Genomic DNA, 21,754 nt, shown 5'->3' with positions numbered 1-21,754 from the left:
ACACCACCTTCCGACCCACGGAGACCGGACATGACGCGCGCTCGCGACAAGACGACAAGCCCATCAACATCGCGCTACGGCCGTCCTGCCCTCGCGGCGCTGGCCGTGCTCGGACTGATGGGATTCGGGGTCTGGGTCTCGCCATCGACGGCCGAGAACGCGCCGCGTGCCATCCCCGCTGCAGCGGTCGAGGAACCCGCGCCGCAGGCCACATCCGAGATCGCGGTCCTGGCCGGCGGCTGCTTCTGGGGCGTGCAGGGCGTGTTCCAGCATGTCGAGGGCGTCAGCAACGCCGTCTCCGGTTATGCCGGCGGCGAGAAGGCGACGGCGAGCTACGACCAGATTGGCACGGGCCGGACCGGCCATGCCGAGGCGGTGAAGATTACCTACGACCCGCGCAAGATCAGCTATGCGCGGCTGCTGCAGATCTATTTCTCGGCGGCGCATGACCCGACCGAGTTCAACCGCCAGGGACCGGATATCGGCACCCAGTACCGCTCGGCGATCTTCCCGGCCAATGCCGAGCAGGCGCGGATCGCCAGGGCCTATATCGCGCAGCTCGATCAGGCCAAGGCGTTCGATGCGGCGATCGTGACGAAGATCGAGCCCGACCGGCCGTTCTATCCGGCCGAGGCCTATCATCAGGACTTCCTGACGAAGAACCCGCGCCACCCCTATATCGTCGTCAACGACCTGCCGAAGATCGAGAGCCTCAAGCGCCTCTATCCGACGCTCTACCGCCCCGAGCCGGCGCTGGTCGCCAAGGCCGGCGGGTTATAGAGTCCAGGGCTCATGACACGGGAGCGGGTTCCGCAGCGGCGTCCTGCAACGCGTCGATGTGCAGTGAGGCCGCCTTCAGCGCCTTGCTCTCGATGGCGCGATAATGCGCCACGACCTCGCGCCCCATTGCCGTCAGACGGGCGCCGCCGCCCTTGGCGCCGCCTGGCGACGCCTCGACCAGAGGCTGCCGGAACATCCGGTTGAGATCGTCGACCAGGAGCCAGGCGCGCCGATACGACATCTTCATCGCCCGTCCCGCCCCCGAGATCGAACCTGAGTCCTCGATCGCCTCCAGCAGGTCGATCTTGCCCGGCCCGAGCCGGCCGGCGGGCGCCAGGTCGACCCTGACGCTGATCACCGGCTTCTGCGGAGAGGTCACAGGCATGGCGGCGTCCCTTGGCTTGCTCCCGGTCTGGTCATTTTTTGCGCTCGCATCGTCACGGCCCCTCGATCGAGACGCTCTTGATCACGGCATGGACGGCGCTGCCGGGTGCGAGACCCAGCGCATCGACCGATTTGGCGGTCAGGCGGGCGAGCAGCTTTTCCCCGCCGCAATCGATCAGCAGTTCGACGGCGCCGCCCGTGGCGCGCTCGCCGATCGCCACGATCCTGCCGGGCAGGACGTTGAGCGCACTGACCCCGACGGGCGGTCCCAGGCTGATCAGCACATCGCTCGCCAGGATGCGGACCCGAACCCGCCCGCCAGGCCGCATCGCGCTGCGTGCGACCTGAAGCGTGCCAGCCCGCGTCGCAAGCCGCGTCAGGTCATAGTCCGCGTCATGGCCAGCGACGCGCGCCTCGATGATCGAGCCCGCCTCCACGGCACCCGAAAGCCCGCCAACACCGAGGCGCGACATCACCTCGCCGGTCGATCCGCAGGCGGTGACCCGGCCCTGGTCGACGGTGACCAGCGTCGTTGCCAGCCGCACCACCTCGGCCACCGAATGCGAGACATAGACGATCGGCACGCCGATCTCGTCGCGCAGCCGCTCGATATAGGGCAGGATTTCGGCCTTGCGGGCCTCGTCGAGCGAGGCCAGCGGCTCGTCCATCAGCAGGAGGCGCGGTTTCGACAACAAGGCGCGGCCGATCGCGACGCGCTGCTTCTCGCCGCCCGACAGCGCGCCGGGCCGGCGTTCCAGAAGATGCCCAATGCCGAGCAGGTCGAGCACGCCGGGCAGTTCGCTACCGGTCGTGGCGTCACGCGGGGCGAACCAGCGGCCAAAGAGCAGGTTCTGGCGCACGGTGAGATGCGGGAAGAGCCGCGCCTCCTGGAAGACATAGCCGATCCGGCGCTTGTGCTTGGGCACGAACACGCCGGCCTGCGTGTCGACCAGCACCTGCCCGTCGACGACGACGCGGCCTTCCGTCGGCGCGATCAGTCCACCGATGATGTTGACGAGCGAGGTCTTGCCGGAGCCGGAGCGCCCGAACAGCGCCGTCAGCCGGCCAGCCGAAGCGAAGCTCGCATCCAGCTCGAAGGCGCCAAGGCGATGCCGGACCGCGATCTCGATGACCGGGTTCATTCGACGGCGATCCTGCGTCCGACCAGCCGCGCCAACCATTCCGAGACGAACAGCGCGGCCACCGAGATCGCAATCGAGATCAGCGTCAGCCGCATCGCGCCAGCATCGCCGTTGGGCACCTGGGTGAAGGTGTAGATCGCCGAGGGCAGGGTCTGCGTCTCGCCGGGAATGTTTGAGACGAAGGTGATCGTCGCGCCGAACTCGCCCATCGCCTTGGCGAAGCACAGGATCATCCCGACGAGAATCCCGGGCAGGCACAACGGCAGCGTCACCACCAGAAAAACCCACGCCCGGTTGGCGCCGAGCGTGCCGGCGGCATCCTCGAGCTTGCGGTCGACCGCCTCGATCGAGAGCCGGATCGCCCGCACCATCAGCGGGAAACCCATCACCGCGCTCGCCAGCACCGCCCCGGTCCAGCGGAACGACAGCACGATGCCGAAATACTCGTCCAGGAACTGCCCGACCGGCCCGCGCCGGCCAAACCAGATCAGCAACAGATAGCCGGTAACGACGGGCGGCATGATCAGCGGCAGGTGCACAACGGCATCGAGGATCGACTTGCCCCAGAAGCGTCCGCGCGCCAAAAGCCACGCCACGGCGAGGCCGAAAGGCAGGCTCGCCAGCATCGCCGTGGTCGCGACGATCAGGCTAAGCCTGACCGCCGTCCATTCCTCGGGAGAGAGCCAGTCGCTCACTGATCCGGGACTTCAACTGGCATTTGCGGCCTTGTTGAGCACCGTGAAGCCCTGCTTCTCGAAGGCTGCCCTGGGCCCAGCCCCGCGCAGATAGGTCAGGAAGGCCTGCGCATCGGGATGGGTCGAATCCCTGGTCAGCGCGACGGGATAGAGGATCGGCGGATGTGAATCCTGCGGGAAGGTCGCCAGGACCTTGACCTTGGGATCGGCGGCGGCGTCGGTGGTATAGACGATGCCGAGCGGCGCCTCGCCGCGCGAGACCAGCAGCAGCGCGGCGCGGACATTGTCTGCCTGCGCGACCTTGTCCTTGACCTTGTCCCAGCCGCCGAGCTTCTCCAGCGCGGCCTTGCCGTATTTGCCGGCCGGCACGGAATCGACATTGCCCATGGCGAGCTTGCCGCCCGCCAGCGCGGCGGAAAGATCGAGGCCCGGCGCCAGCGCGATTGTCGCGGTCGAATCCGAGGGGGCGATCAGGGCGATCCGGTTCGCCAGCAGGGTGACGCGGGTCTCCGGCCTGATCAGGTTCTTTCCGGCCGCATAGTCCATCCAGTCGAGATCGGCCGAGAGGAACAGGTCGGCGGGAGCGCCCTGTTCGAGCTGCCTGGCGAGCGCGTTGCTGGCGGCATAGGAGATCTTCGGCGCGGGCTTTCCGGTCTCCTTGACCCAGGAGGCCGCCGCCTCATCGAGCGCGGTCTTCAGACTGGCGGCTGCGAAGATCACGAGATCCCTCGGCTCGGCCTGGGCCACGCCGATCGCAGGCGCGAGCCCGAGGAGAAGCCCAGCGGCAAGCCCCATCACATGGCGGCGGATCATCACGGCTGTCGTCCTCCCCGGCTTACCCTGCGCTCTGTTCCATTGGATATAGCCAACAGGCCGGAAGGTCGAGTGCCCCGGGGCGAAACCGGACAGGTTCAACACGCCACAGCTGAAGCTCGCCGTCTACCGGCAGGCCCGGCAACAGTCGCTTCTCTATATTCAAGGAGCTATAGCGATAAGCGACGGTCTAGACGCTGCCCGGATCCTCGAAACGCCGCCAGCGCCGCTCGGCGGATGACGCGACCGCGCATGTGATGAAATGCACGCCGCGCGCGCCATCGGTCACCCGGGGATAGTCCGCGTCGAGCGGATCGGCGCCGGTGCCTGCGCTGCGGGCGCGGATATCCGCGAAGACACCGCGATAGACATTGGCGAAGGCCTCGATGAAACCCTCGGGGTGGCCCGGCGGAATCCGGCCGGCGCGGCGCGCCGCTTCGCACAGCCAGGGTGCGCCGCGCGTCAGGATCTGCGTCGGGCCGTCGCCGCGATGATGGACGAGCCGGTTGGGCTCCTCCTGCCGCCATTCGAGCGTGCCATGCTCACCAGAGACGCGCAGGCGCAGATCGTTCTCCAGCCCGGCATTGATCTGCGACGCGATCAGCACGCCGCGCGCACCGCCTTCATAGTGCAGCAGGATGCTGGCATCGTCGTCGAGCGCCCGGCCCGGCACCAGCGCGCCGAGATCGGCGACGAGTTCCTCGATCGCAAGTCCCGTCACCGTCGAGACGAGGTTCTCCGCATGCGAGCCGATATCGCCGAGCGCGCCGGCGATGCCGCTGCGGGCGGGGTCGGTGCGCCAGCCGGCCTGCTTGTTGCCGGTCGCCTCCAGCGCAGTGGCAAGCCAGCCCTGATTGTACTCGACCACGACCTTGCGGATGGTCCCCAACGCGCCCGAACGCACCATCTCGCGCGCCTGCCGGACCATCGGATAGCCGGTGTAGTTATAGGTCACGCCGAAGATGGTGCCGCGCTTGGCGACCGTCGCCACCAGCGCGTTCGCCTGCTCGCTCGTATGCACCAGCGGCTTGTCGCAGACGACATTGAAGCCAGCATCCGCGAAGGCCTGCGCGATCGGGAAATGACTGTCGGTCGGCGTGACGATCACCACCGCATCGACGCGCTCATCCGCCGGGCGCTTCAGCTCGGCTTCGAGCAGCGCCTGCCAGCTTGCGTGGTTGTGCGCGTCGGGCACGCCAAGCGCGCGGCCCGATGCCAGCGCCCGTTCGGGCGTCGAGGAGAACGCGCCGGCTGCGAGTTCAGCCAGCCCGTCGAGCGCGATGGCGTGGCGATGCACGGCGCCGATGAAGGCGCCCTGCCCGCCACCGACCATGGCGTAGCGCAGCCGGCGCGGGGTTTGCTCGCTCATGATGCGTCCAATCTTCGAAAGACCTGGTGCCCCTCAGCCCTCATCCTGAGGAGCAGCCGAAGGCTGCGTCTCGAAGGATGCTCCAGGGTTTTCAGGAGCCTCCTGGAGCATCCTTCGAGACGCCATTCCTTGCGGAATGGCTCCTCAGGATGAGGGCTGAGGGAGATATCAAGTCGCCACATGAAGAAGCGGCTGTCCGGGCACCGCCTGGACAGCCGCAGTCGATCTTTCGCCTCAGAACGGCGAGTCGGGGAAGTAGAAGTCCTTGGCATTGGCCTTGTCGATCAGCACCGAGGGTATGATCGTCGTCGCCGGCAGCTTCTCGCCCTTGAGCCGGGCCTCCGCGGTCAGCTTGACCGCGTCGTAGATGAACTTGGGCGAGTAGCTGACATTGGCCTGAATGCGCGGATCCTTGCCGTCGATGATCAGCTTGACCATGTCCTTGGCGCCAGCGCCACCGAAGATCACCTTGATGTCCTTGCGGCCGGCCTGCTCGATCGCGCGCATGGCGCCGAAGGCCATGTCGTCATCGGCCGCCCAGAAGGCGTCGATCTCCTTGAACCGGGTCAGGAAGTCCTGCGTGACCTTGTAGGCGTCGTCGCGGTTCCAGTTGGCGAATTTCGCGTCGAGCAGTTTGACGTCCGGATTGGCCTTGAGCACGGCGTTGAAGGCATCCATGCGCTCGGTATCGAGGGTGGTCGGGATGCCGCGCAGCGCCACGACATTGCCCTTTCCGCCCAGCGTCTTGACGATGTACTCGGCAGGCACCTTGCCGAAGGCGGTGTTGTCGCCGGCGACATAGGCATCCTGCGCCGAGGTGTCGGTCAGGCCGCGATCGACCACGGTGACATAGGCGCCCTTGGCCTTCACATTCGCCACAGGTCGCGTCAGTGCCGCCGACTCGAAGGGGAAGACGACGAGCGCGTTGATCTTGTTGACCGTGCTTAGATCCTGGAGCTGGTTGGCCTGCTCTGTCGCATTGGCGGCGGTGCGGATCGTGATCTTGAGGTCCTTGTGTTTGGCCTCGAGATCCTTCTTGGCCTGGTTGGCCCAGTAGTTGATGCCGCCCATGAAGCTGTGCGTCGCGGCGGGGATGGAGACGCCGAGATTGACGGGCTCGGCGGCGGCGCTTGTCGCCGCGAAGGCAAGGCCCGCTGCGGCGGCAGTGAGCATGATGGAACGTCTGGTCTGCATGGACATCGGTTCTCTCCCTTTATTGGCACGCCCTAGCGGCGGCCTTTCTGCAAAAACGCGACGGTGATGATGACGAAGCCCTGCACGGCGGCGTTCAGATAGACGCTGATCAGGCTCGTCAGATTGAGGATGTTGCTGATCACCGAGAGCAGGATCGCGCCGACGACCGTGCCGATGATGCTGCCCTGGCCGCCCTTGAGCGCGGCCCCGCCGACGATCACCGCCGCGATCGCCTCGAGCTCCCAGAGCAGGCCCGTGGTCGGCGAGGCCGAGGCCAGGCGCGGCACATAAAACAGCGTGGCGATGCCGACGCAGACGCCCAGCAGCATATAGGTCAGGATCTTGACGCCCTCGACGTTGACGGCCGCATAGCGCGCGACGGTCTCGTTGGAGCCGATCGCCTGGACATGCCGGCCATAGGCCGTCTTGTTCAGGATCGCCGCGCCGATCAGCGCAACGACGAGGAAGGCGACGACCGGAATCGGCACGCCCAGCACGCTGCCGTAATAGACCGGCGCATAGAGGTCGGCGAGGTTGTTCTGCAGCGTCAGCGCGCCGCCATCGGCGAAATAGGTCAGATACGCCCGGTAGATGCCGAGCGTACCCAGCGTCACGATGAAGGGCTCGATCCGCCCCTTCGCGATCAGCACGCCATGGGCGAGCCCGAACACCGCCCCGAGCAGCACCGCCAGCCCCGCCCCGGCCGCCACCGCCAGCAGCGGCGAGACGCCTGAGCCCGCCGCCCAGTTGATGAACATGATCACGCAGCCGGCGATCAGCGCCGCCATCGAGCCGACCGAGAGATCGATCCCGCCGAGGATGATGACGAAGCACATGCCCACCGCGATGATGCCGATGAAGGCGGTGCGGGTCAGCACATTGAGCGCGTTGTCGAGCGTGGCGAAATCGCCGTTCAGGGCGGCACCGACAACGCACAGCAGCACGAGCCCGACGATGGGGCCGACGCTGGCGAGGCGTTCCGCCCAGGGCGTGCCGGTCGGGCGGCGCAGATCGGCGGCGACGCCTGCAGGTTCAGGCTGCGACATCGCGCGTCCCCGTGGCATGAGCGATCATCTCAACCTCCGTCATATCGGCGCCCGCGACGGTCGCGACCAGCCGGCCGGCCCGCATCACCGCGACGCGATGCGCCAGCCCGATCAATTCGATCAGCTCCGACGAGATCACCACGACCGCGAGCCCCTGTTGGGCGAGCTTCTGGATCAGGAAATAGATCTCGCGCTTGGCGCCGACATCGACGCCGCGCGTCGGCTCGTCGAGCACGACCACCTTCGGCTCGGGATGCAGCACCTTGGCCAGCGCAAGCTTCTGCTGGTTGCCGCCCGACAGGGAGGCCGCGCGCATCGACAGCGAGCCGGCGCGGATGCCGAAGGCTTCGACGGCGCGCTCCATGGCCTGGCGCTCGGCGCCGTGGTCGAGCCAGGGCCGGGCATAGCGCTCCAGCGCCATCAGGGTCAGGTTCGGCGCCAGCGGGAAGTCGACATGCAGCCCCTTGCCCTTGCGGTCCTCGCTCAGATAGCTCAGCCCATGCCGGGTCGCGTCCCGAAGCGTCCGCAACGTCACCGATCGCCCCGCGACTTCGACATCCCCGGTGCCCGGTCTCAGGCCCAGGATGCCCTCGAACAGCTCGGTCCGACCGGCGCCGACGAGCCCGGCGAAGCCGAGGATTTCGCCAGGACGCACCGCGAAGGAGACGCCCTGCGCCCAGCCCGGCACGGTGAAGCCTTCGACCGCCAGCACCGGCGCCGCAGCCTCGTCGAACGGCACCTTCTCCGGGAACAGATCGGCGATCTCACGGCCGACCATCATCGTCGCCATGTCGTGGCGGGAGAGCGATGGCGTCGGCGCCCGGCCGACGAGGTTGCCGTCGCGCATCACGATCACCTCGTCGGTGATGCGCTCGACCTCGTCGAGCTTGTGCGAGATGTAGACGATGGTGACGCCGTCGGCGCGCATCCGCTCGATCAGGGCGAAGAGCCTGGCGACCTCCGACGGCGTCAGCGTCGCCGTCGGCTCGTCCATGATCAGCAGGCGGGCCTTGCGCGACAGCGCCTTGGCGATCTCGACGAGCTGCTTCTCGGCGACGATCAGCCGCCGCACCGGCGTGTCGGCCGCCCGCACCAGGCCGACCTGCGCCAGCGCGGCCTCCGCTTCCTGCCGCATCGCCGCCTCGTCGAGGAACCAGCCCTTGCGGCGCTCATGGCCGAGGAAGATGTTGCCGGCGATCGTCAGATCCTCGGCGAGGTTGAACTCCTGATGGATCAGGACGATGCCCCGCGCCTCGGCGTCGCGCGAGCCGGAGAAGGCGACCGGCTTGCCTTCGACCAGCACGCGGCCTTCGCTCGGTTGCTCATAGCCGGCGAGGATCTTCATCAGCGTCGATTTGCCGGCGCCGTTCTCGCCGAGCAGGCCGTAGACGCGGCCGGGCTCCAGCGAAAACGAGACGCCGTGCAGCACCTCGACCGGGCCGAAGCGCTTGACGATGCCCTCGAAAGCGACGGAGAGCCCGCGACCTTGCGTGGTCATCGCCGGCCTCCACCGTTCAAGGTCTGGCTGCGCAGGGTCTGGCCGCGCATGGCCTCGCGCATCGCCAGCACGCCCGCGCCGATCAGCCCGGTCTCCGGCCCCAGCGGCGCCGAGGTGATCTCGAGATGGCGGGTCGAGAGCGCCAGCGAGCGCTGGTTCACGCTCTGGCGGATCGCCGCGAGGAACATCGGCCCGATCTGCGAGACGCCACCGCCGATGAAGATGTGCGACGGGTTGTAGAAATTGACCAGCGCCGCCAGCACCTGCCCGATCAGCCGGCCCGAGCGGCGCACGATCGCATCGGCCTCCGCATCGCCGGCGCGGCAGGCGGCACCGATATCGCTGGCCTCGAGCTGCCCGGTCTCGGCGAGGCGCTGCGCCAGCGCGGCGCTGCGCCCGCTCTCGGCCGCTTCGCGGCCCATCGCCACGATCGCGGGTGCAGCAGCCATCGCCTCGACGCAGCCGCGATTGCCGCAGCGGCAGAGCGGACCCTCGGGATCGACGCAGATATGGCCGACATCGCCGGCCGAACCGCTGGCGCCGCGATAGAGCTCACCATGGCAGACGATGCCGCAGCCGATGCCGGTGCCGACCTTGATGACGAGGAAATTCTCGATCTGGCGGCGCTGGCGCCAGAGCACGCCGAGCGCCATCAGGTTGACGTCGTTGTCGACGAAAACCGGCGCCTCGGTGATCTCGCGCAGATCGTCGCGGATCGCATAGCTGTCCCAGCCGGGCATCAGCGGCGGATTGACGAGCTGGCCCGCAGTGAAATTGACCGGGCCGGGCACGCCGATGCCGACCGCCAGCACGCGGTCGCGCGCGATGCCGTGCTGCGCCAGCATGGCGGGCAGCAGGCTGCGCAGCCGCGCCATGATCGGCCCGGGACCGGCCTGGACGTCGGCCTCCTGCGAGTGGCGGGCGATGACGCTGAGATCGGGTCGCAGCAGCGCCACGTCGAGACTGGTCGCGCCGATATCGACGCCGACGAGGACGCCGATGCGGCCATGCACCCGCAGCGTCTCCGGGCGCCGGCCGCCGGTCGAATGCTGGACGCCGGCCTCGTCGAGCAGGCCCTGGTCGAGCAGACCGGCGGCAAGCGCGTTGGTCTTGCTGCGCGAGAACTGGAGCGTGTCGGAGAGAGCGTGGCGCGCGACCCCGCCGGCCCAGAACGCCGCTTCCAGCAGCGCGAGCTCGTCGGGACTCAAAGCGTGCCAGGGCAATGCGATGGCGGCCTCCTGCGCTTCCTCGATCGGCCTGTTTCGGCCGTTGCCCGAAAGCTAGGGGCGAACCGCCCGGCCCCTCAAGACCGAACTTAAGCCTAAATCAGGCAGATGTCTGGATGAAGGCGAACATGCCGCGACACCCATCCGCTCTGGACCGATCGCCTCGTCCCGCGCCATCTTGCCGCGAAATGAAAAGGGACGAGACGATGCCGGCAACGATGAAGGGCCCCGCGATTTTCCTGGCGCAGTTCGCGGGCGACAAGGCGCCTTTCGATAGTTGGCCGTCCATCACGGCCTGGGCGGCCGGCCTCGGCTATCGCGGCGTGCAATTGCCGTCCTGGGACGCCCGCTTCATCGATCTCGCCCGCGCCGCCGAATCGCAAAGCTATTGCGACGAAATCGCCGGCATCGCGGCCGAGAACGGCGTCGCGATCACCGAACTCTCGACGCATCTGCAGGGCCAGCTCGTCGCGGTCAATCCGGCCTATGACGCGGCCTTCGATGCCTTCGCGCCCGCCGCCCTGCACGGTCGCCCGGTGGAACGGCAGACCTGGGCGGTGGACCAGCTCAAGCTCGCGGCCAAGGCCTCTCGGCGGCTCGGGCTGACCGGTTCGGTGAGCTTCACCGGCGCGCTGGCCTGGCCCTTCGTCTATCCTTGGCCGCAGCGCCCCGCCGGCCTCGTCCAGGAAAGCTTCGGAGAGCTGGCAAAGCGCTGGCGGCCGATCCTCGACGTCTATGAGGACAACGGCGTCGATATCGGCTTCGAGATCCATCCGGGCGAGGATGTCTTCGACGGGGCAACCTTCGAGCTTTTCCTGGAGCGTCTCGACGGGCATCCGCGCTGCCGGATCAATTACGACCCGTCGCATTTCCTGCTGCAGCAGCTCGACTATCTCGCCTTCATCGACATCTACCATGAGCGGATCAGCGCCTTCCATGTGAAGGATGCCGAGTTCCGCCCCAATGGCCGGCAGGGCGTCTATTCCGGCTTCGCGCCCTGGATCGAGCGGGCCGGGCGCTTCCGCTCGCTCGGCGATGGCCAGGTCGACTTCAAGGCGATCTTCTCCAAGCTCGCGCAATACGGCTTCGACGGCTGGCCGGTGCTCGAATGGGAATGCGCGCTGAAGCATCCCGAGGACGGCGCACGCGAGGGCGCGCCCTTCATCGCCAGCCACATCATCCGCGTCACCGAAACCGCCTTCGACGATTTCGCCGGCGGCGGCGATCCGGACCTCGCCCGCCGCATGCTGGGCCTGATCCGGTAAGCCGAACTCTTTTCGCCCCAAAACCCGTTTGAGAATTTGAGCCCTCATCCTGAGGAGCACTTCGCAGAAGTGCGTCTCGAAGGATGAGGGCTGAAGATACCTCAAGCGGTCCTACGCGCCGACCTTCGCCAGCACGTCGGCGCGCAGGAAGCGCTCGATGAACAGCATGAACAGCACTGACGGCACGAGCAGGATCAGCGCCGTGATCGAGGCGACCTGATAATTGCCGCCCATCGCCGCATTGTAGAGCAGCAGCGGCAGCGTCGTGACCTGCGGGACGCCGACGAAGAAGGTGCCGGTGAACTCGTCGAGCGATTCCAGGAAGACGAAGATGCCGCTCGCGATGATGCCGGGCGCCGCCAGCGGCAGCGTCACGGTGAAGAAGGCCCGCAGCGGCGAGGCCCCCATGTTGCGCGCCGCGAGCTCGAGATCGCGGTCGACGGCGGCGAAGGCCGCCGCCGCGATCCATACCGAAAAGACCAGCCCATGGGCGGCATGGACCAGCACGACGGCGAAGATCGTGCCGTTGATGCCGATCTGGTAGAAGATCCTGGCGACGTTGATATAGATCGCCACAGACGGAAACGCCTGCGGCAGCAGGAACATCAGCATGAACAGCGCCCGCATCGGCAGCTTCAGCCGCGCCAGCGCGTAGCCGGCCGGGATCGACAGCGCGAGCGCGAAGATGACCGTCAGCACGGCGATCCAGACGCTGGTGCCCAGCGAGACCATCGCATCGCCGGTCGGCCGGAACACCTGCTCCCAATAGCGCGTACCATAGGTCACCGGCAGCTTGTAGGGCGTGTACCAACGCTCGGCTACGGACCAGAGCGCGAGGTTGAGCAGCGGCCCGATCAGGACGAAGGCGAAGGCTGCGAGCAGCGAGACCGCCAGCACCATGCGCGCGGAGGAAGCGATCCGGGTCATCGCGGCGCGCCCTCGGACATGCCGCGCTTGAGGTAGAGGATCGCGGCGCCTGCCGAGATCAGATAGGTGATGACGCCGAGCGCATTGGCCGTGGCGTAGTCGCCATAGGCATTGATCCGGAACGCCATGTCGACGGTCAGCATCGTCGGCTGCGAACCCGACACCATCATCGGCACCGACAGCACCGAGAGCATCGTCACGAAGGACAGGACCAGCGCCACCAGCAGCGTCGGCATCACCTGCGGCAGCGCCAGTTCGATCAGCACCCGCACCCGCGAAGCCCCGAGATTGCGGCCGGCCTCCAGCGTCGCCCGGTCGATCGAGGCGAGCGCGCCGGCCAGCAGCAGAGCGACGAAGGGCGTCTGCTTCCAGACGAAGGTCGCGATGATGCCGCGCCAGTCCAGAAAGCTCACCGCCTGCAGCGGTTCGATCAGCCCCAGCGAGACGAAGGTGTTGTTCATCAGCCCGTTCTTGGCGAGGAAGGTGCGCATGCACTGCGCCGCGACGATGAACGGAATGAACAGCGGCCAGCGATAGAGCGCCTTCAAAACCCCCACGATGATCCGGTTCTCCCCCAGCGTCAGCGTGCCAGCGATGACGATGGCGGCGAGCGCCGTCAGCGCGCAGGAGGCCAGCACGATCACCACCGTGAAGACGATGTCGGTGGAGTAGAGCTCGAACGCCTTGGCGAACCATTGCAGCGTGAAGGAGCCGTCGGGACCGCTGAAGGCCGAGATCAGAGAGAAGCACAGCGGATACAGAAACAGCGCCGCGACCAGCATCAGGCCGGGAGCGATCAGGATCAGCGCCAGATGGCGTTGTGACAGGCTCATTCGAATGCGTTTCTTCAAGGTGTTCCGGGTCATCCCGGGCGCAGCGAAGCGGAGATCCGGGATCCATTCCGGAACGGGTCAGGAATGGATCCCGGATCGGCGCGGCTTCGCCGCTTGTCCGGGATGACGGCGTATTCCGTCACCCCAGCTATCGAACTCAAGTCTCAGTTCGAGACCTTCTTCTCGTAGCCCTCGAGGATGTCGTTGAAGTAGGGCGCGATCGGGAAGGCCTTGCCGTTCTTGGCAAGATCGGCCGGGGTGACGTCGGTGAAGAGCTTGTCCCAGGCGGCCTTGTCGAGCTTGCCCTCGAGGTTCTTCGCGTCGATGCCCGGATACCAGTTGAACTTCTTGACGATGCCGTCGGCCTGGACCTGCGGGCTGGTGGCGAGCGCGATGAAGGCCTCGGCGAGCTTCTTCTGGGACGACTTGCCGGGCACCGCATAATACATCGGCTGGCCGGGCATGCCGGGCGAGACCAGCTTGAGCTTCATGTTCGGCGGCAGCTTGCCGTCGGCCTGCCAGGAATAGAACATGTCGACCCAGACCGGGCCGATCGCGATCTCGCCGCGGTTCAGCATGTCGAGCGTGCCGGCATTGCCGGGGGTGATCACGGCGTTCTTGTTGAACTCCTTGAGACCGGCGAAGGCGTTGTCCCAGCTCGCCTTGGTGGCCGCGTCATAGGGGCCCTTGATCAGCTTGTCGGCGTCGCCGCCGAAGGCATAGACCCAGCCCGCGACGAAGGAGACGCCGGACATGCCGCCCTTGATGCCGTTATAGCCGAACTGCTTGGGGTTCTTCTTGGCCCAGTCGGCGAGCTCGGCGAAGGTCGCAGGCGGCGTCTTGACCATGTCGGCGTTGTAGGCGAGCGCCGTCTGCGACTGGAACATCGGGATGACGTAGCCCGAGACGTCGGTGCCGAGCGCGTTCTTCGTGGAATCGCCCGTCGCCAGCTTGGCGGTAGCGACATTGCCCGTGTATTTGTCGAGCAGCCCTTCCTTGACCATCAGGCCGGCAGCCTTCTGATGGATCACGACGACGTCGAAATCGGTGGTCGCCGCGCCCTTCTGGGCATCGAGCTTCTCGTAGATCTTCTGCGAACCGGAATCGCCCGCGCCGGTGCCCACCGAAACGACCTTCACGCCGGGATTGGCTTTCTCGAACATCGGCCCGAGATAGTCCTTGACGTAGTCGACCATGTTCTGGTCGCCGGCCGAAGCCACGTTGAGGGTCTGTGCGGAGAGCGGCGAGGCCGCCATCAGCGCCGCGAGCGAGCAGGCTATCGTGAGGATGCGCATGGGGTGGCTCCTTAGTCGGTTGTCAGGCGGCGATCCCGGCCTCGGATGCCGGGAAGATGTGGAGGCGCTGCAGCGGAATGCGCAGGCCGATCGTGGTTCCGAGTTCGTGGCGGTCGGCGTCGTCGACCGTGATCTGGCGGCCGGCAGCCTCGACGCGGTAGCGATAGACCCCGCCGGGATAGGCACGCGCCGCGATCCGCGCGGGCACCAGCAGATCGGCGCCGGCGGCAGCGTCCGTGGCGTCGAGCCGGGCGACATCGTCGCGGAAATAGGCGACCGCCTCACCTGCCGGCAGGGCCTGCGCCGGGCCGGCTGCCAGATGCGCGGTCGCATCGCCGGTGCTCAGCGAGGCTCCCGCTTCCGAACGCGCGACGCGCAACGGCAGGACATTCTCCGCACCCATGAAATTCGCGACGAACGCGCTCGCCGGGCGGTCATAGACCTCCTCGGGCGTGCCGACCTGCGCGATCGTGCCGGCCTGCATGATGACCAGCCGGTCGGCCATGGTCATGGCCTCCTCGCGGTCATGCGTGACATGGACGGCGGTGAGGCCGAGCCGCTGCTGGATCGCCCGGATCTCGTGGCGCATCACCATGCGGATCTTGGCGTCGAGATTGGACAGGGGCTCATCGAGCAGGAGGATACCGGGGTCGATGGCGAGAGCCCGGCCGAGCGCAACGCGCTGGCGCTGGCCGCCCGACAGAGCCGTAACCTTGCGGTCCTCATAGCCGGAGAGCCCGAGCATCGCGAGCATCGCCGAGACTTTGGTCGCGATCTCGGCGCGCGAGACGCCGCGCAGCTTCAGCCCGTAGCCGATGTTCTGCAGCACGGTCATATGCGGCCAGAGCGCATAGGACTGGAACACCATCGCCATGCCGCGCTTCTCCGGCGGCAGCGAGGCGACGTCCTGACCACCGACGACGATGGACCCGGATTGGACCGGGACGAAGCCCGACAGCGAGCGCAGCAGCGTGGTCTTGCCGCAGCCAGACGAGCCCAGCAGCGCCGTGAAGCTGCCAGGCGTGAAATCGATGCTGACGCCGTGCAGCACCCGCGTGCCGCCATAGGCGACGTGCAGATCGCGCACCGCAATCGACGCGCCGCTGCGCGGCCCGTTCGGCAAATCCGTTGGCAAGACGCCATCTCCCCGGTCGCGATCTTATGCGGAATGAATGGAATACATCTTCCATTTCCGATACGCTTGGATCAAACATAACGCTCCGCAGCGACCGTGTGCAATAGGTTTGTGAACCTCTGATGACAGCGCCGATCCACTCCATCTGGCTGATGCCTGCGCCTGAGGATGCCGCGCTGTTCTCCGGCCTCGTCGCGGACCTCTCGGACCGTTTCGGCACCCCACTGTTCACGCCGCATCTGACGGTAGCCGGCGACACCGACAGGCCGGTGACGACGCTCGCCACCGCGATCGCGGAGGCGGCGCGCGAGGTCAGCGCCTTCTCGGAAAGCGTGGCGGCGATCGAGACGAGCGAGGCCTTCTTCCGCTCGTTCTATGCGCGTTTTGCCGTCACCCCGCCGCTTGCCGCACTGAAACGGCGTCTCGACGGCCAGGCCACGGAGGCCTTCATGCCGCATGTCTCGCTGCTTTACGGGCCTGTCCCCGCCGGGCCGAAGGCGCAGGCCGCCGCTGAGGTCGATAGCACGCTCATCGGCCGCGCCATCCGCTTCGACCGCCTCTGCGTCGTCACCTCCGGCCAGGACGTCCCGATCGAGCAGTGGCGCGTGGTCGAGACGGCCTGGCTCACCTGAGCGAAGCAGGGCTGGCGCGGCAGCGCAGCGTGTTCGAGATCGCGATCGCGATCGAGCGTAACGGCCTCTGACACCGGCGGACCATTCATTATGTGACTAAGGAGACGTATCGCGGGCCGTGCAAAAGCGGCTATGCTTGCTCCCATAAGAACACGCGTCAGCTTCGTTCGTGGCGAGATGCGGCAAGCCGGGGCAGGAAATGGTGAGAGCGGTGGCGGCTGCGATAGCAGCGCTGACCCTCGTGCTTCTGACGATGAGACTTGGCGGGGTCATCGACTGGCCCTGGCCTTGGGTCTTGGCCCCCCTTTGGGCAACCGGCCTCGTACTCATCGTCGGATGGCTCGCCTTTGTCGTCACCTTCGCCGCAGCGATGCACCAACGTGACAGCGCTGACGAGGCAGCTTCGAAGGCGGCCGCCCAGCAGGACGAGACACGCCGGCCCTGAGCATCCGGCGCGTCTCGCCCAAGCCCTTTCAGGGACGCGGCAGCGCCTCCAGGAACCGCGCCGGCTCGCCCTGCGACGGCGTGACCAGTTCAGCCTCCCACATCACCCTGTTGCCGCGCACATAGGTGCCGACCGGCCAGCCGGTGACGCTGACGCCGTCATAGGGCGTCCAGCCGCATTTCGAGGCGCTCCAGGCATTGGTGATCGTCTCCTTGCGCTTCAGGTCGACGATGGTCAGGTCGGCATCGTAGCCCGCCGCGATCCGGCCCTTGCCCTCCATGCCGAAGATGCGCTGCGGCCCATGGCTGGAGAGGTCGACGAAGCGCTCCAGCGTCAGCCGCCCGGCATTGACGTGGTCGAGCATGATCGGCACCAGGGTCTGCACGCCGGGCATGCCGGAATGGCTGGCGGGATAGGCGTGGTGCTTCTCCTCATGGGTGTGGGGCGCATGGTCGGAACCGAGGACATCGACGATGCCCTGCTCCACCCCCCACCAGATGCGCTGGCGATGGCTGTCGTCGCGGATCGGCGGGTTCATCTGGGCGTAATTGCCGAGCCGCTCATAGCAATCGGGCGCAACCAGCGTCAGATGGTTGGGCAGCACCTCGACGGTCGCGACATCCTTGTGATCCCGGAGGAAGAGCATCTCTTCGCCGGTCGAGATATGCAGGATATGCACCCGTGCTCCCGTCTCGCGCGCAATCCGCACCAGCCGCGTCGTGCAGGTCAGCGCGACCTCCGGTGAGCGCCAGACCGGATGGCTCGACGGGTCGCCCTCGACCCGCAGACCCATGCGCTCGCGCAGCATGCCCTCGTCCTCGGAATGGAAGGCGGCGCGGCGGCGCGTCCGCTTCAAAATCTCGGCGACACCTGCATCGTCCTCGACCAGCAGGTCGCCGGTGGACGAACCCATGAACACCTTGATGCCGGCAGCGCCCGGCAGCCGCTCCAGCTCGGGCACGTCCTTCGCGTTCTCATGCGTGCCGCCGACCCAGAAGGCGAAGTCGCAATGCATGCGGTGCCGGCCGCGCCTGATCTTGTCGGCCAGCGCCGCTTCGCTCGTCGTCAGCGGGTTGGTGTTGGGCATCTCGAAGACGCAGGTGACGCCGCCCATCACCGCGGCGCGCGAGCCGGATTCGAGATCCTCCTTGTGGTCCAGGCCCGGCTCGCGGAAATGCACCTGGGAATCGATCACGCCGGGCAGGATATGCAGGCCGGTGCAATCCACGGTCTCGCCCGCCGAGGCCTGCGACAGATCGCCCAGCGCCATGATCTTGCCAGCCGTGATGCCGAGGTCGCGCTGCACGCGCCCGTCATGGTTCACCACGGTACCGCCCTTGAGGATGACGTCGAAGGTCTGCGGCATGGCGGTCTCCGGTGGTTGAGCAAGCGGCTGAAGCAGCCTACCTATCGGGTCGAAGGCCGCTTGAAAACCGCAGCCCTGATCCTTCGAGACGTCGCCGACGCGGCTCCTCGGGATGAGGGCTGGAGGATAAGAGGCGGCGACCGAGGACGCCATCATGACAGCAACCCACCTCATCGATCGCGGCGTCATCCGCGTCAGCGGCGAGGATTCCAGCGACTTTCTGCAGAACCTCGTCACCAACGACCTCGACACCGTCACGCCGGACCAGGCCGGCTATGGCGCGCTGCTGACACCGCAGGGCAAGATCATCTGCGATTTCCTGATTGTCGCCGTCCCGGAGAGCGAGGGCGGCGGCTTCCTGCTCGACACGCCCCTGCTCCAGACCGCCGATCTGATGAAACGCCTGAAGCTCTACAAGCTGCGCGCCAAAATCGCGCTCGAAGACCTGACCGACGCCACAGCCGTGATCGCCTCATCCGACGGCGCAGCCCTCCCCGATGATGCAGGGCTCGTCTATGCCGATCCGCGCCTGCCGGGCCTCGGCCAGCGCGCCATGACCGACCGCACTGGGGCAGCCGAGATCGCGACGCCTGAAGCCGATGCCTGGCACGTCCGCCGCATCGCGTTCGGCGTCCCCGATGGCGGGCGCGACTTCGCCTATGGCGACGCCTTCCCGCATGAGGCGCTGCTCGACCAGCTCGGCGGCGTCTCGTTCAAGAAGGGCTGCTATATCGGCCAGGAGGTCGTCTCGCGCATGCAGCATCGCGGCACAGCCCGCACCCGCATCGTCCCTGTCGTCTTCACGGACGGCATCGCGGCGGAAACGGGAGCCGAAGCGACGGCCGGCGGCAAGACGCTGGGCCGGATCGGCTCGGCTGCTGCTGGCCGCGCCCTTGCGATGCTGCGGCTCGACCGCGTCGCCGATGCGCTGGCCGCGGGCGAGCCCCTGCTCGGCGGAGGTCTCGCCTTCACGCTCGCCAAGCCCGATTTCATCCGCTTCCCCTTCCCCGGCGAGGCCGGCTTCGGGGTCGCGGCATGAGCGAGGCCAATGCCGTGAGCGAGGAGCGCATCGCGATCCAGGGACCGGACGGCAAGTTCCGCTGCCGCTGGCCCGGCACCGATCCGCTCTATCTCGCCTATCACGACACCGAATGGGGCGTGCCGGAGTACGATTCCCGCGCACTCTGGGAGAAGCTGATCCTCGACGGCTTCCAGGCCGGCCTGTCCTGGATCACCATCCTGAGGAAGCGCGACGCCTTCCGCGCCGGTTTCGCGAACTTCGATCCCGAGGCCGTCGCGCGCTTCACCGAGGCCGATGTCGCCCGCCTGCTCGCCGACCCCGGCATCATCCGCCATCGTGGCAAGATCGAGGGCACGATCAAGAGTGCGCGCGCCTATCTCGCCATCAGCGAACGCGAGCCCTTCGCCGATTTCCTCTGGAGGCGTCTCGACGGCCGCGTGCTGCAGAACAGCTTCCGCGCGCAAGGCGAGGTCCCGACGCAGACCGCCCTGTCGGAGGCGATGGCGAAAGACCTGAAGAAGGCCGGCTTCACCTTCTGCGGCCCGACCATCGTCTACGCCTTCATGGAGGCCTGCGGCCTGGTCAACGACCATCTCACCGGCTGTTTCCGCTGGCAGGAATGCGCCGCGCTCGCCCGCGATGTGCGGCCGGCCGCCTGAGCATGGCCCGCGCTCCCGAACCGCCCCGGGCCTGGCAGCGCATGCTGTCGGGGCGCCGGCTCGATCTGCTCGACCCCTCCCCGCTCGATGTCGAGATCGAGGACATCGCCCATGGCCTTGCCCGCGTCGCGCGCTGGAACGGTCAGACGCAAGGACCCCATTCCTTCTCGGTCGCCCAGCACAGCCTGCTGGTCGAGGCCATCGCCGGCCATCTCAATCCGGACTGGTCCGATGCCTGGCGCCTCACCGCGCTGCTGCACGATGCGCCGGAATACGTCATCGGCGACATGATCTCGCCGTTCAAAGTGGTGATGGGCGACGCCTACAAGGCGGTGGAAATGCGCCTGCTCGGCGCGATCCATCTGCGCTTCGGCTTGCCAGCGACCCCACCGGCTGCCCTCAAGCGCAAGACCAAGGAGGCCGACACCATCGCCGCCTTCCTCGAGGCGACGCAGCTTGCCGGCTTCGCACGCGAGGAGGCGTTGCGGTATTTCGGCCGCCCGCAGGCCCTGCCGCGGGCCGTGACCGCGCTGCTGGCGCCGCTCGATACGCAAGCCGCGCAGGACCGCTTCCTTGAGCGCTTCGCCGCGCTCAGCTCCAGTTGAGCGTGCCTTACTGTGTCAGTCGGATTACTGCGTCAGCCGAACCTGGCTGATCTCGCGCGCGATCTGCTGGAACACCGGCGTCAGCTGCGCGGCATTGCTGACCTCGTAATACATGCTCGGATCACTGGCGCAGTTCTGCAGCAGGGTGCGGTCGCCGTCGATGACGCGCACGGTGTAGACCTTGATCCCGGCCGTCTTGGCGGTCTGGCAGGCGAGCTTCGTGCGCTCGTCGATCTGGCTGCCATTGCTGGTGAAGCGGTTCTGCGTGTTCTCGCCATCGGTCAGCAGGATCATGTATTTCGACAGGCGCGGCGTCGCGAAAGCGCGCGCGCCGGTGAAGGGCACGCCGGGCGTCAGCGTCGCCATGCCCCAGGTCGCTCCGATCGTGACGTTGGTGTTGCCGACCGGCGTCATCCCGTTGATCGCGTTCGTCAGCGCCGTCCAGTCCGCCGTCAGCGGCAGGATCGGCGCTAGCGTCGACTGGGCACAGAAATCGGCTGGATACAGCGTGTCATAGGCCGACACCGTCTCGTTGTCCTTCACGTCGTTGGACATGTCGCGGTCGCTGACGCAGCCTGTCCAGGTCGACTTGGTGATCGTGACGGTATTGGGAATCCAGTTGCCCCACCGATCCTGCGTCCAGGTGGTTTTGGTCTGGTCGAAGCGCAGCCAGGCCTCGTCCTTGAGGGCGGTCCCGATCTTGACCTGCGTGGCGAAGGGCACGACCGAGATCTTGATCTGGTCGGTCTCGGTGGACGCGTCCTTCATGATCTGGATGAGATTGAGCGAGGCCGTCTTCAGCGCGGTCATCTTGTCGGAGGACGCCATCGAGCCGGTGTTGTCGAGCGCCAGCGCGAGCTCGATCGTGTTGGTGCCCCAGGTCGATTGGGAGCTGCTCTTGATGGTCAGCGTGTCCTGGCCGATCAGCCGCGTCAGGCTGGTGTCGATGGCAAGCGACGCCTCGACCGTGATCGTGCGCGCGACACGGTTGATGCCGATCGTCGCCGAGGTGAAGCTCCGGGCGGAGTCGCCACGCAGGTTCGATTTGATCCACTTGTTGATGCGATCGCGCACCTCGGTGTCCGAGAGCTTGGCGGCATCGCGTGCGGCCATCAGCGCGGCGGAATCGACGGCTGCGTTGAGCACCTGGCGGGCGTTCGTGGCGCGGGAGTAGTCGATCGTCGCGCCGGTCAGCCCGATCACCGGAACCATCGCGAAACCGAACATCACCAGGACGTTGCCGCGCTCGTTCGATGCGAACGCACGCCACTGTCGGATCAGGAAACGTCGCAGACCCATGGCTTGGATACTCTTGTGACCTTGCAGCCATCAAGAGAGCATCGGCAGGGCTTTCGCGAGGTTGAAACGAATTCCTTCAATTTGTTGCAATCCGCCGAATCTGCGCATTTTTCGCGCCGGACGCC

At 67.0% G+C, this 21,754-nt stretch carries 21 protein-coding genes; 6 read left to right on the top strand and 15 right to left on the bottom strand.

What is annotated here, in order from left to right; translation table 11 throughout:
- Window positions 1-30 precede the first annotated feature (30 nt).
- Window positions 31-780 (top strand): peptide-methionine (S)-S-oxide reductase MsrA, encoded by a 750-nt coding sequence (gene msrA, locus AC1DYU_RS06035; protein WP_476790840.1) that lies wholly within the window; start codon window positions 31-33, stop codon window positions 778-780.
- 10 nt (window positions 781-790) lie between these two features.
- Here the strand turns inward: msrA and AC1DYU_RS06030 are convergent, their stop codons facing one another.
- The 9 genes from AC1DYU_RS06030 to AC1DYU_RS05990 all read right to left on the bottom strand — a co-directional run bounded on the left by AC1DYU_RS06030 (window position 791) and on the right by AC1DYU_RS05990 (window position 10,144).
- Entirely contained in the window at window positions 791-1,165 is a 375-nt protein-coding gene (locus tag AC1DYU_RS06030) for a winged helix-turn-helix domain-containing protein (protein WP_476790839.1), read from the bottom strand.
- Between the two features lie 52 nt (window positions 1,166-1,217).
- Window positions 1,218-2,306 (bottom strand): molybdenum ABC transporter ATP-binding protein, encoded by a 1,089-nt coding sequence (gene modC, locus AC1DYU_RS06025; protein ID WP_476790838.1) that lies wholly within the window; start codon window positions 2,304-2,306, stop codon window positions 1,218-1,220.
- Complete coding sequence (gene modB, locus AC1DYU_RS06020) at window positions 2,303-3,001, bottom strand: molybdate ABC transporter permease subunit (RefSeq protein ID WP_476790837.1); 699 nt, start codon at window positions 2,999-3,001, stop codon at window positions 2,303-2,305. The genes modC and modB overlap by 4 nt, the downstream gene beginning before the upstream one ends.
- A 12-nt stretch (window positions 3,002-3,013) precedes the next feature.
- Window positions 3,014-3,814 (bottom strand): molybdate ABC transporter substrate-binding protein, encoded by an 801-nt coding sequence (gene modA, locus AC1DYU_RS06015; protein ID WP_476790836.1) that lies wholly within the window; start codon window positions 3,812-3,814, stop codon window positions 3,014-3,016.
- A 190-nt stretch (window positions 3,815-4,004) separates the two neighbouring features.
- Window positions 4,005-5,183, bottom strand: coding sequence for a Gfo/Idh/MocA family protein (locus tag AC1DYU_RS06010; protein ID WP_476790835.1), 1,179 nt, complete (start codon window positions 5,181-5,183; stop codon window positions 4,005-4,007).
- Window positions 5,184-5,417: 234 nt separating this feature from the next.
- Complete coding sequence (locus tag AC1DYU_RS06005; RefSeq protein WP_476790834.1) at window positions 5,418-6,383, bottom strand: substrate-binding domain-containing protein; 966 nt, start codon at window positions 6,381-6,383, stop codon at window positions 5,418-5,420.
- 26 nt (window positions 6,384-6,409) lie between these two features.
- Entirely contained in the window at window positions 6,410-7,423 is a 1,014-nt protein-coding gene (locus AC1DYU_RS06000) for an ABC transporter permease (protein WP_476790833.1), read from the bottom strand.
- The gene (locus AC1DYU_RS05995; RefSeq protein ID WP_476790832.1) at window positions 7,410-8,921 is read right to left on the bottom strand and encodes a sugar ABC transporter ATP-binding protein; all 1,512 of its coding nucleotides are present in this window, start codon (window positions 8,919-8,921) and stop codon (window positions 7,410-7,412) included. The genes AC1DYU_RS06000 and AC1DYU_RS05995 overlap by 14 nt, the downstream gene beginning before the upstream one ends.
- Window positions 8,918-10,144, bottom strand: coding sequence for an ROK family protein (locus tag AC1DYU_RS05990; RefSeq protein WP_476790831.1), 1,227 nt, complete (start codon window positions 10,142-10,144; stop codon window positions 8,918-8,920). The genes AC1DYU_RS05995 and AC1DYU_RS05990 overlap by 4 nt, the downstream gene beginning before the upstream one ends.
- Before the next feature lie 209 nt (window positions 10,145-10,353).
- Here AC1DYU_RS05990 and AC1DYU_RS05985 point away from each other — a divergent pair, with 209 nt between their 5' ends.
- The gene (locus tag AC1DYU_RS05985) at window positions 10,354-11,412 is read left to right on the top strand and encodes a sugar phosphate isomerase/epimerase family protein (RefSeq protein ID WP_476790830.1); all 1,059 of its coding nucleotides are present in this window, start codon (window positions 10,354-10,356) and stop codon (window positions 11,410-11,412) included.
- 111 nt (window positions 11,413-11,523) lie between these two features.
- On the opposite strand, the gene AC1DYU_RS05980 is transcribed toward AC1DYU_RS05985, so the two are convergent.
- The 4 genes from AC1DYU_RS05980 to AC1DYU_RS05965 all read right to left on the bottom strand — a co-directional run bounded on the left by AC1DYU_RS05980 (window position 11,524) and on the right by AC1DYU_RS05965 (window position 15,602).
- A complete protein-coding gene (locus tag AC1DYU_RS05980) occupies window positions 11,524-12,339 on the bottom strand; it encodes an ABC transporter permease (protein ID WP_476790829.1) in 816 nt (271 codons plus the stop codon).
- Window positions 12,336-13,166, bottom strand: coding sequence for an ABC transporter permease (locus tag AC1DYU_RS05975; protein ID WP_476791305.1), 831 nt, complete (start codon window positions 13,164-13,166; stop codon window positions 12,336-12,338). Before AC1DYU_RS05975 ends, AC1DYU_RS05980 begins: the two co-directional genes overlap by 4 nt.
- 170 nt (window positions 13,167-13,336) lie before the next feature.
- The gene (locus AC1DYU_RS05970) at window positions 13,337-14,467 is read right to left on the bottom strand and encodes an ABC transporter substrate-binding protein (RefSeq protein ID WP_476790828.1); all 1,131 of its coding nucleotides are present in this window, start codon (window positions 14,465-14,467) and stop codon (window positions 13,337-13,339) included.
- A 22-nt stretch (window positions 14,468-14,489) separates the two neighbouring features.
- A complete protein-coding gene (locus tag AC1DYU_RS05965; RefSeq protein WP_476790827.1) occupies window positions 14,490-15,602 on the bottom strand; it encodes an ABC transporter ATP-binding protein in 1,113 nt (370 codons plus the stop codon).
- A 122-nt stretch (window positions 15,603-15,724) separates the two neighbouring features.
- Here AC1DYU_RS05965 and AC1DYU_RS05960 point away from each other — a divergent pair, with 122 nt between their 5' ends.
- A complete protein-coding gene (locus tag AC1DYU_RS05960; protein WP_476790826.1) occupies window positions 15,725-16,234 on the top strand; it encodes a 2'-5' RNA ligase family protein in 510 nt (169 codons plus the stop codon).
- Window positions 16,235-16,707: 473 nt separating this feature from the next.
- On the opposite strand, the gene AC1DYU_RS05955 is transcribed toward AC1DYU_RS05960, so the two are convergent.
- The gene (locus AC1DYU_RS05955; RefSeq protein WP_476790825.1) at window positions 16,708-18,045 is read right to left on the bottom strand and encodes a dihydroorotase; all 1,338 of its coding nucleotides are present in this window, start codon (window positions 18,043-18,045) and stop codon (window positions 16,708-16,710) included.
- A gap of 154 nt (window positions 18,046-18,199) precedes the next feature.
- On the opposite strand from AC1DYU_RS05955, the gene ygfZ reads away from it, so the two are divergent.
- Genes ygfZ through AC1DYU_RS05940 form a run of 3 tightly spaced genes read left to right on the top strand, consistent with a single transcriptional unit; the run spans window position 18,200 to window position 20,330 of the window.
- Window positions 18,200-19,084, top strand: coding sequence for a CAF17-like 4Fe-4S cluster assembly/insertion protein YgfZ (gene ygfZ, locus AC1DYU_RS05950; RefSeq protein WP_476790824.1), 885 nt, complete (start codon window positions 18,200-18,202; stop codon window positions 19,082-19,084).
- Window positions 19,081-19,725: a DNA-3-methyladenine glycosylase I gene (locus AC1DYU_RS05945; protein WP_476790823.1), complete on the top strand. Its 645-nt coding sequence runs from the start codon at window positions 19,081-19,083 to the stop codon at window positions 19,723-19,725. Before ygfZ ends, AC1DYU_RS05945 begins: the two co-directional genes overlap by 4 nt.
- Before the next feature lie 2 nt (window positions 19,726-19,727).
- Complete coding sequence (locus tag AC1DYU_RS05940; protein WP_476790822.1) at window positions 19,728-20,330, top strand: YfbR-like 5'-deoxynucleotidase; 603 nt, start codon at window positions 19,728-19,730, stop codon at window positions 20,328-20,330.
- Between the two features lie 24 nt (window positions 20,331-20,354).
- On the opposite strand, the gene AC1DYU_RS05935 is transcribed toward AC1DYU_RS05940, so the two are convergent.
- Window positions 20,355-21,629, bottom strand: a complete 1,275-nt coding sequence (locus tag AC1DYU_RS05935) for a TadE/TadG family type IV pilus assembly protein (RefSeq protein ID WP_476790821.1) — start codon at window positions 21,627-21,629, stop codon at window positions 20,355-20,357.
- Window positions 21,630-21,754: the final 125 nt, after the last annotated feature.

It is taken from the genome of Allobosea sp. P2_B12, from assembly GCF_056404835.1.
The sequence above is the reverse complement of the archived record's forward strand: the minus strand, read 5'-3'. Positions and strand labels throughout refer to the sequence as shown.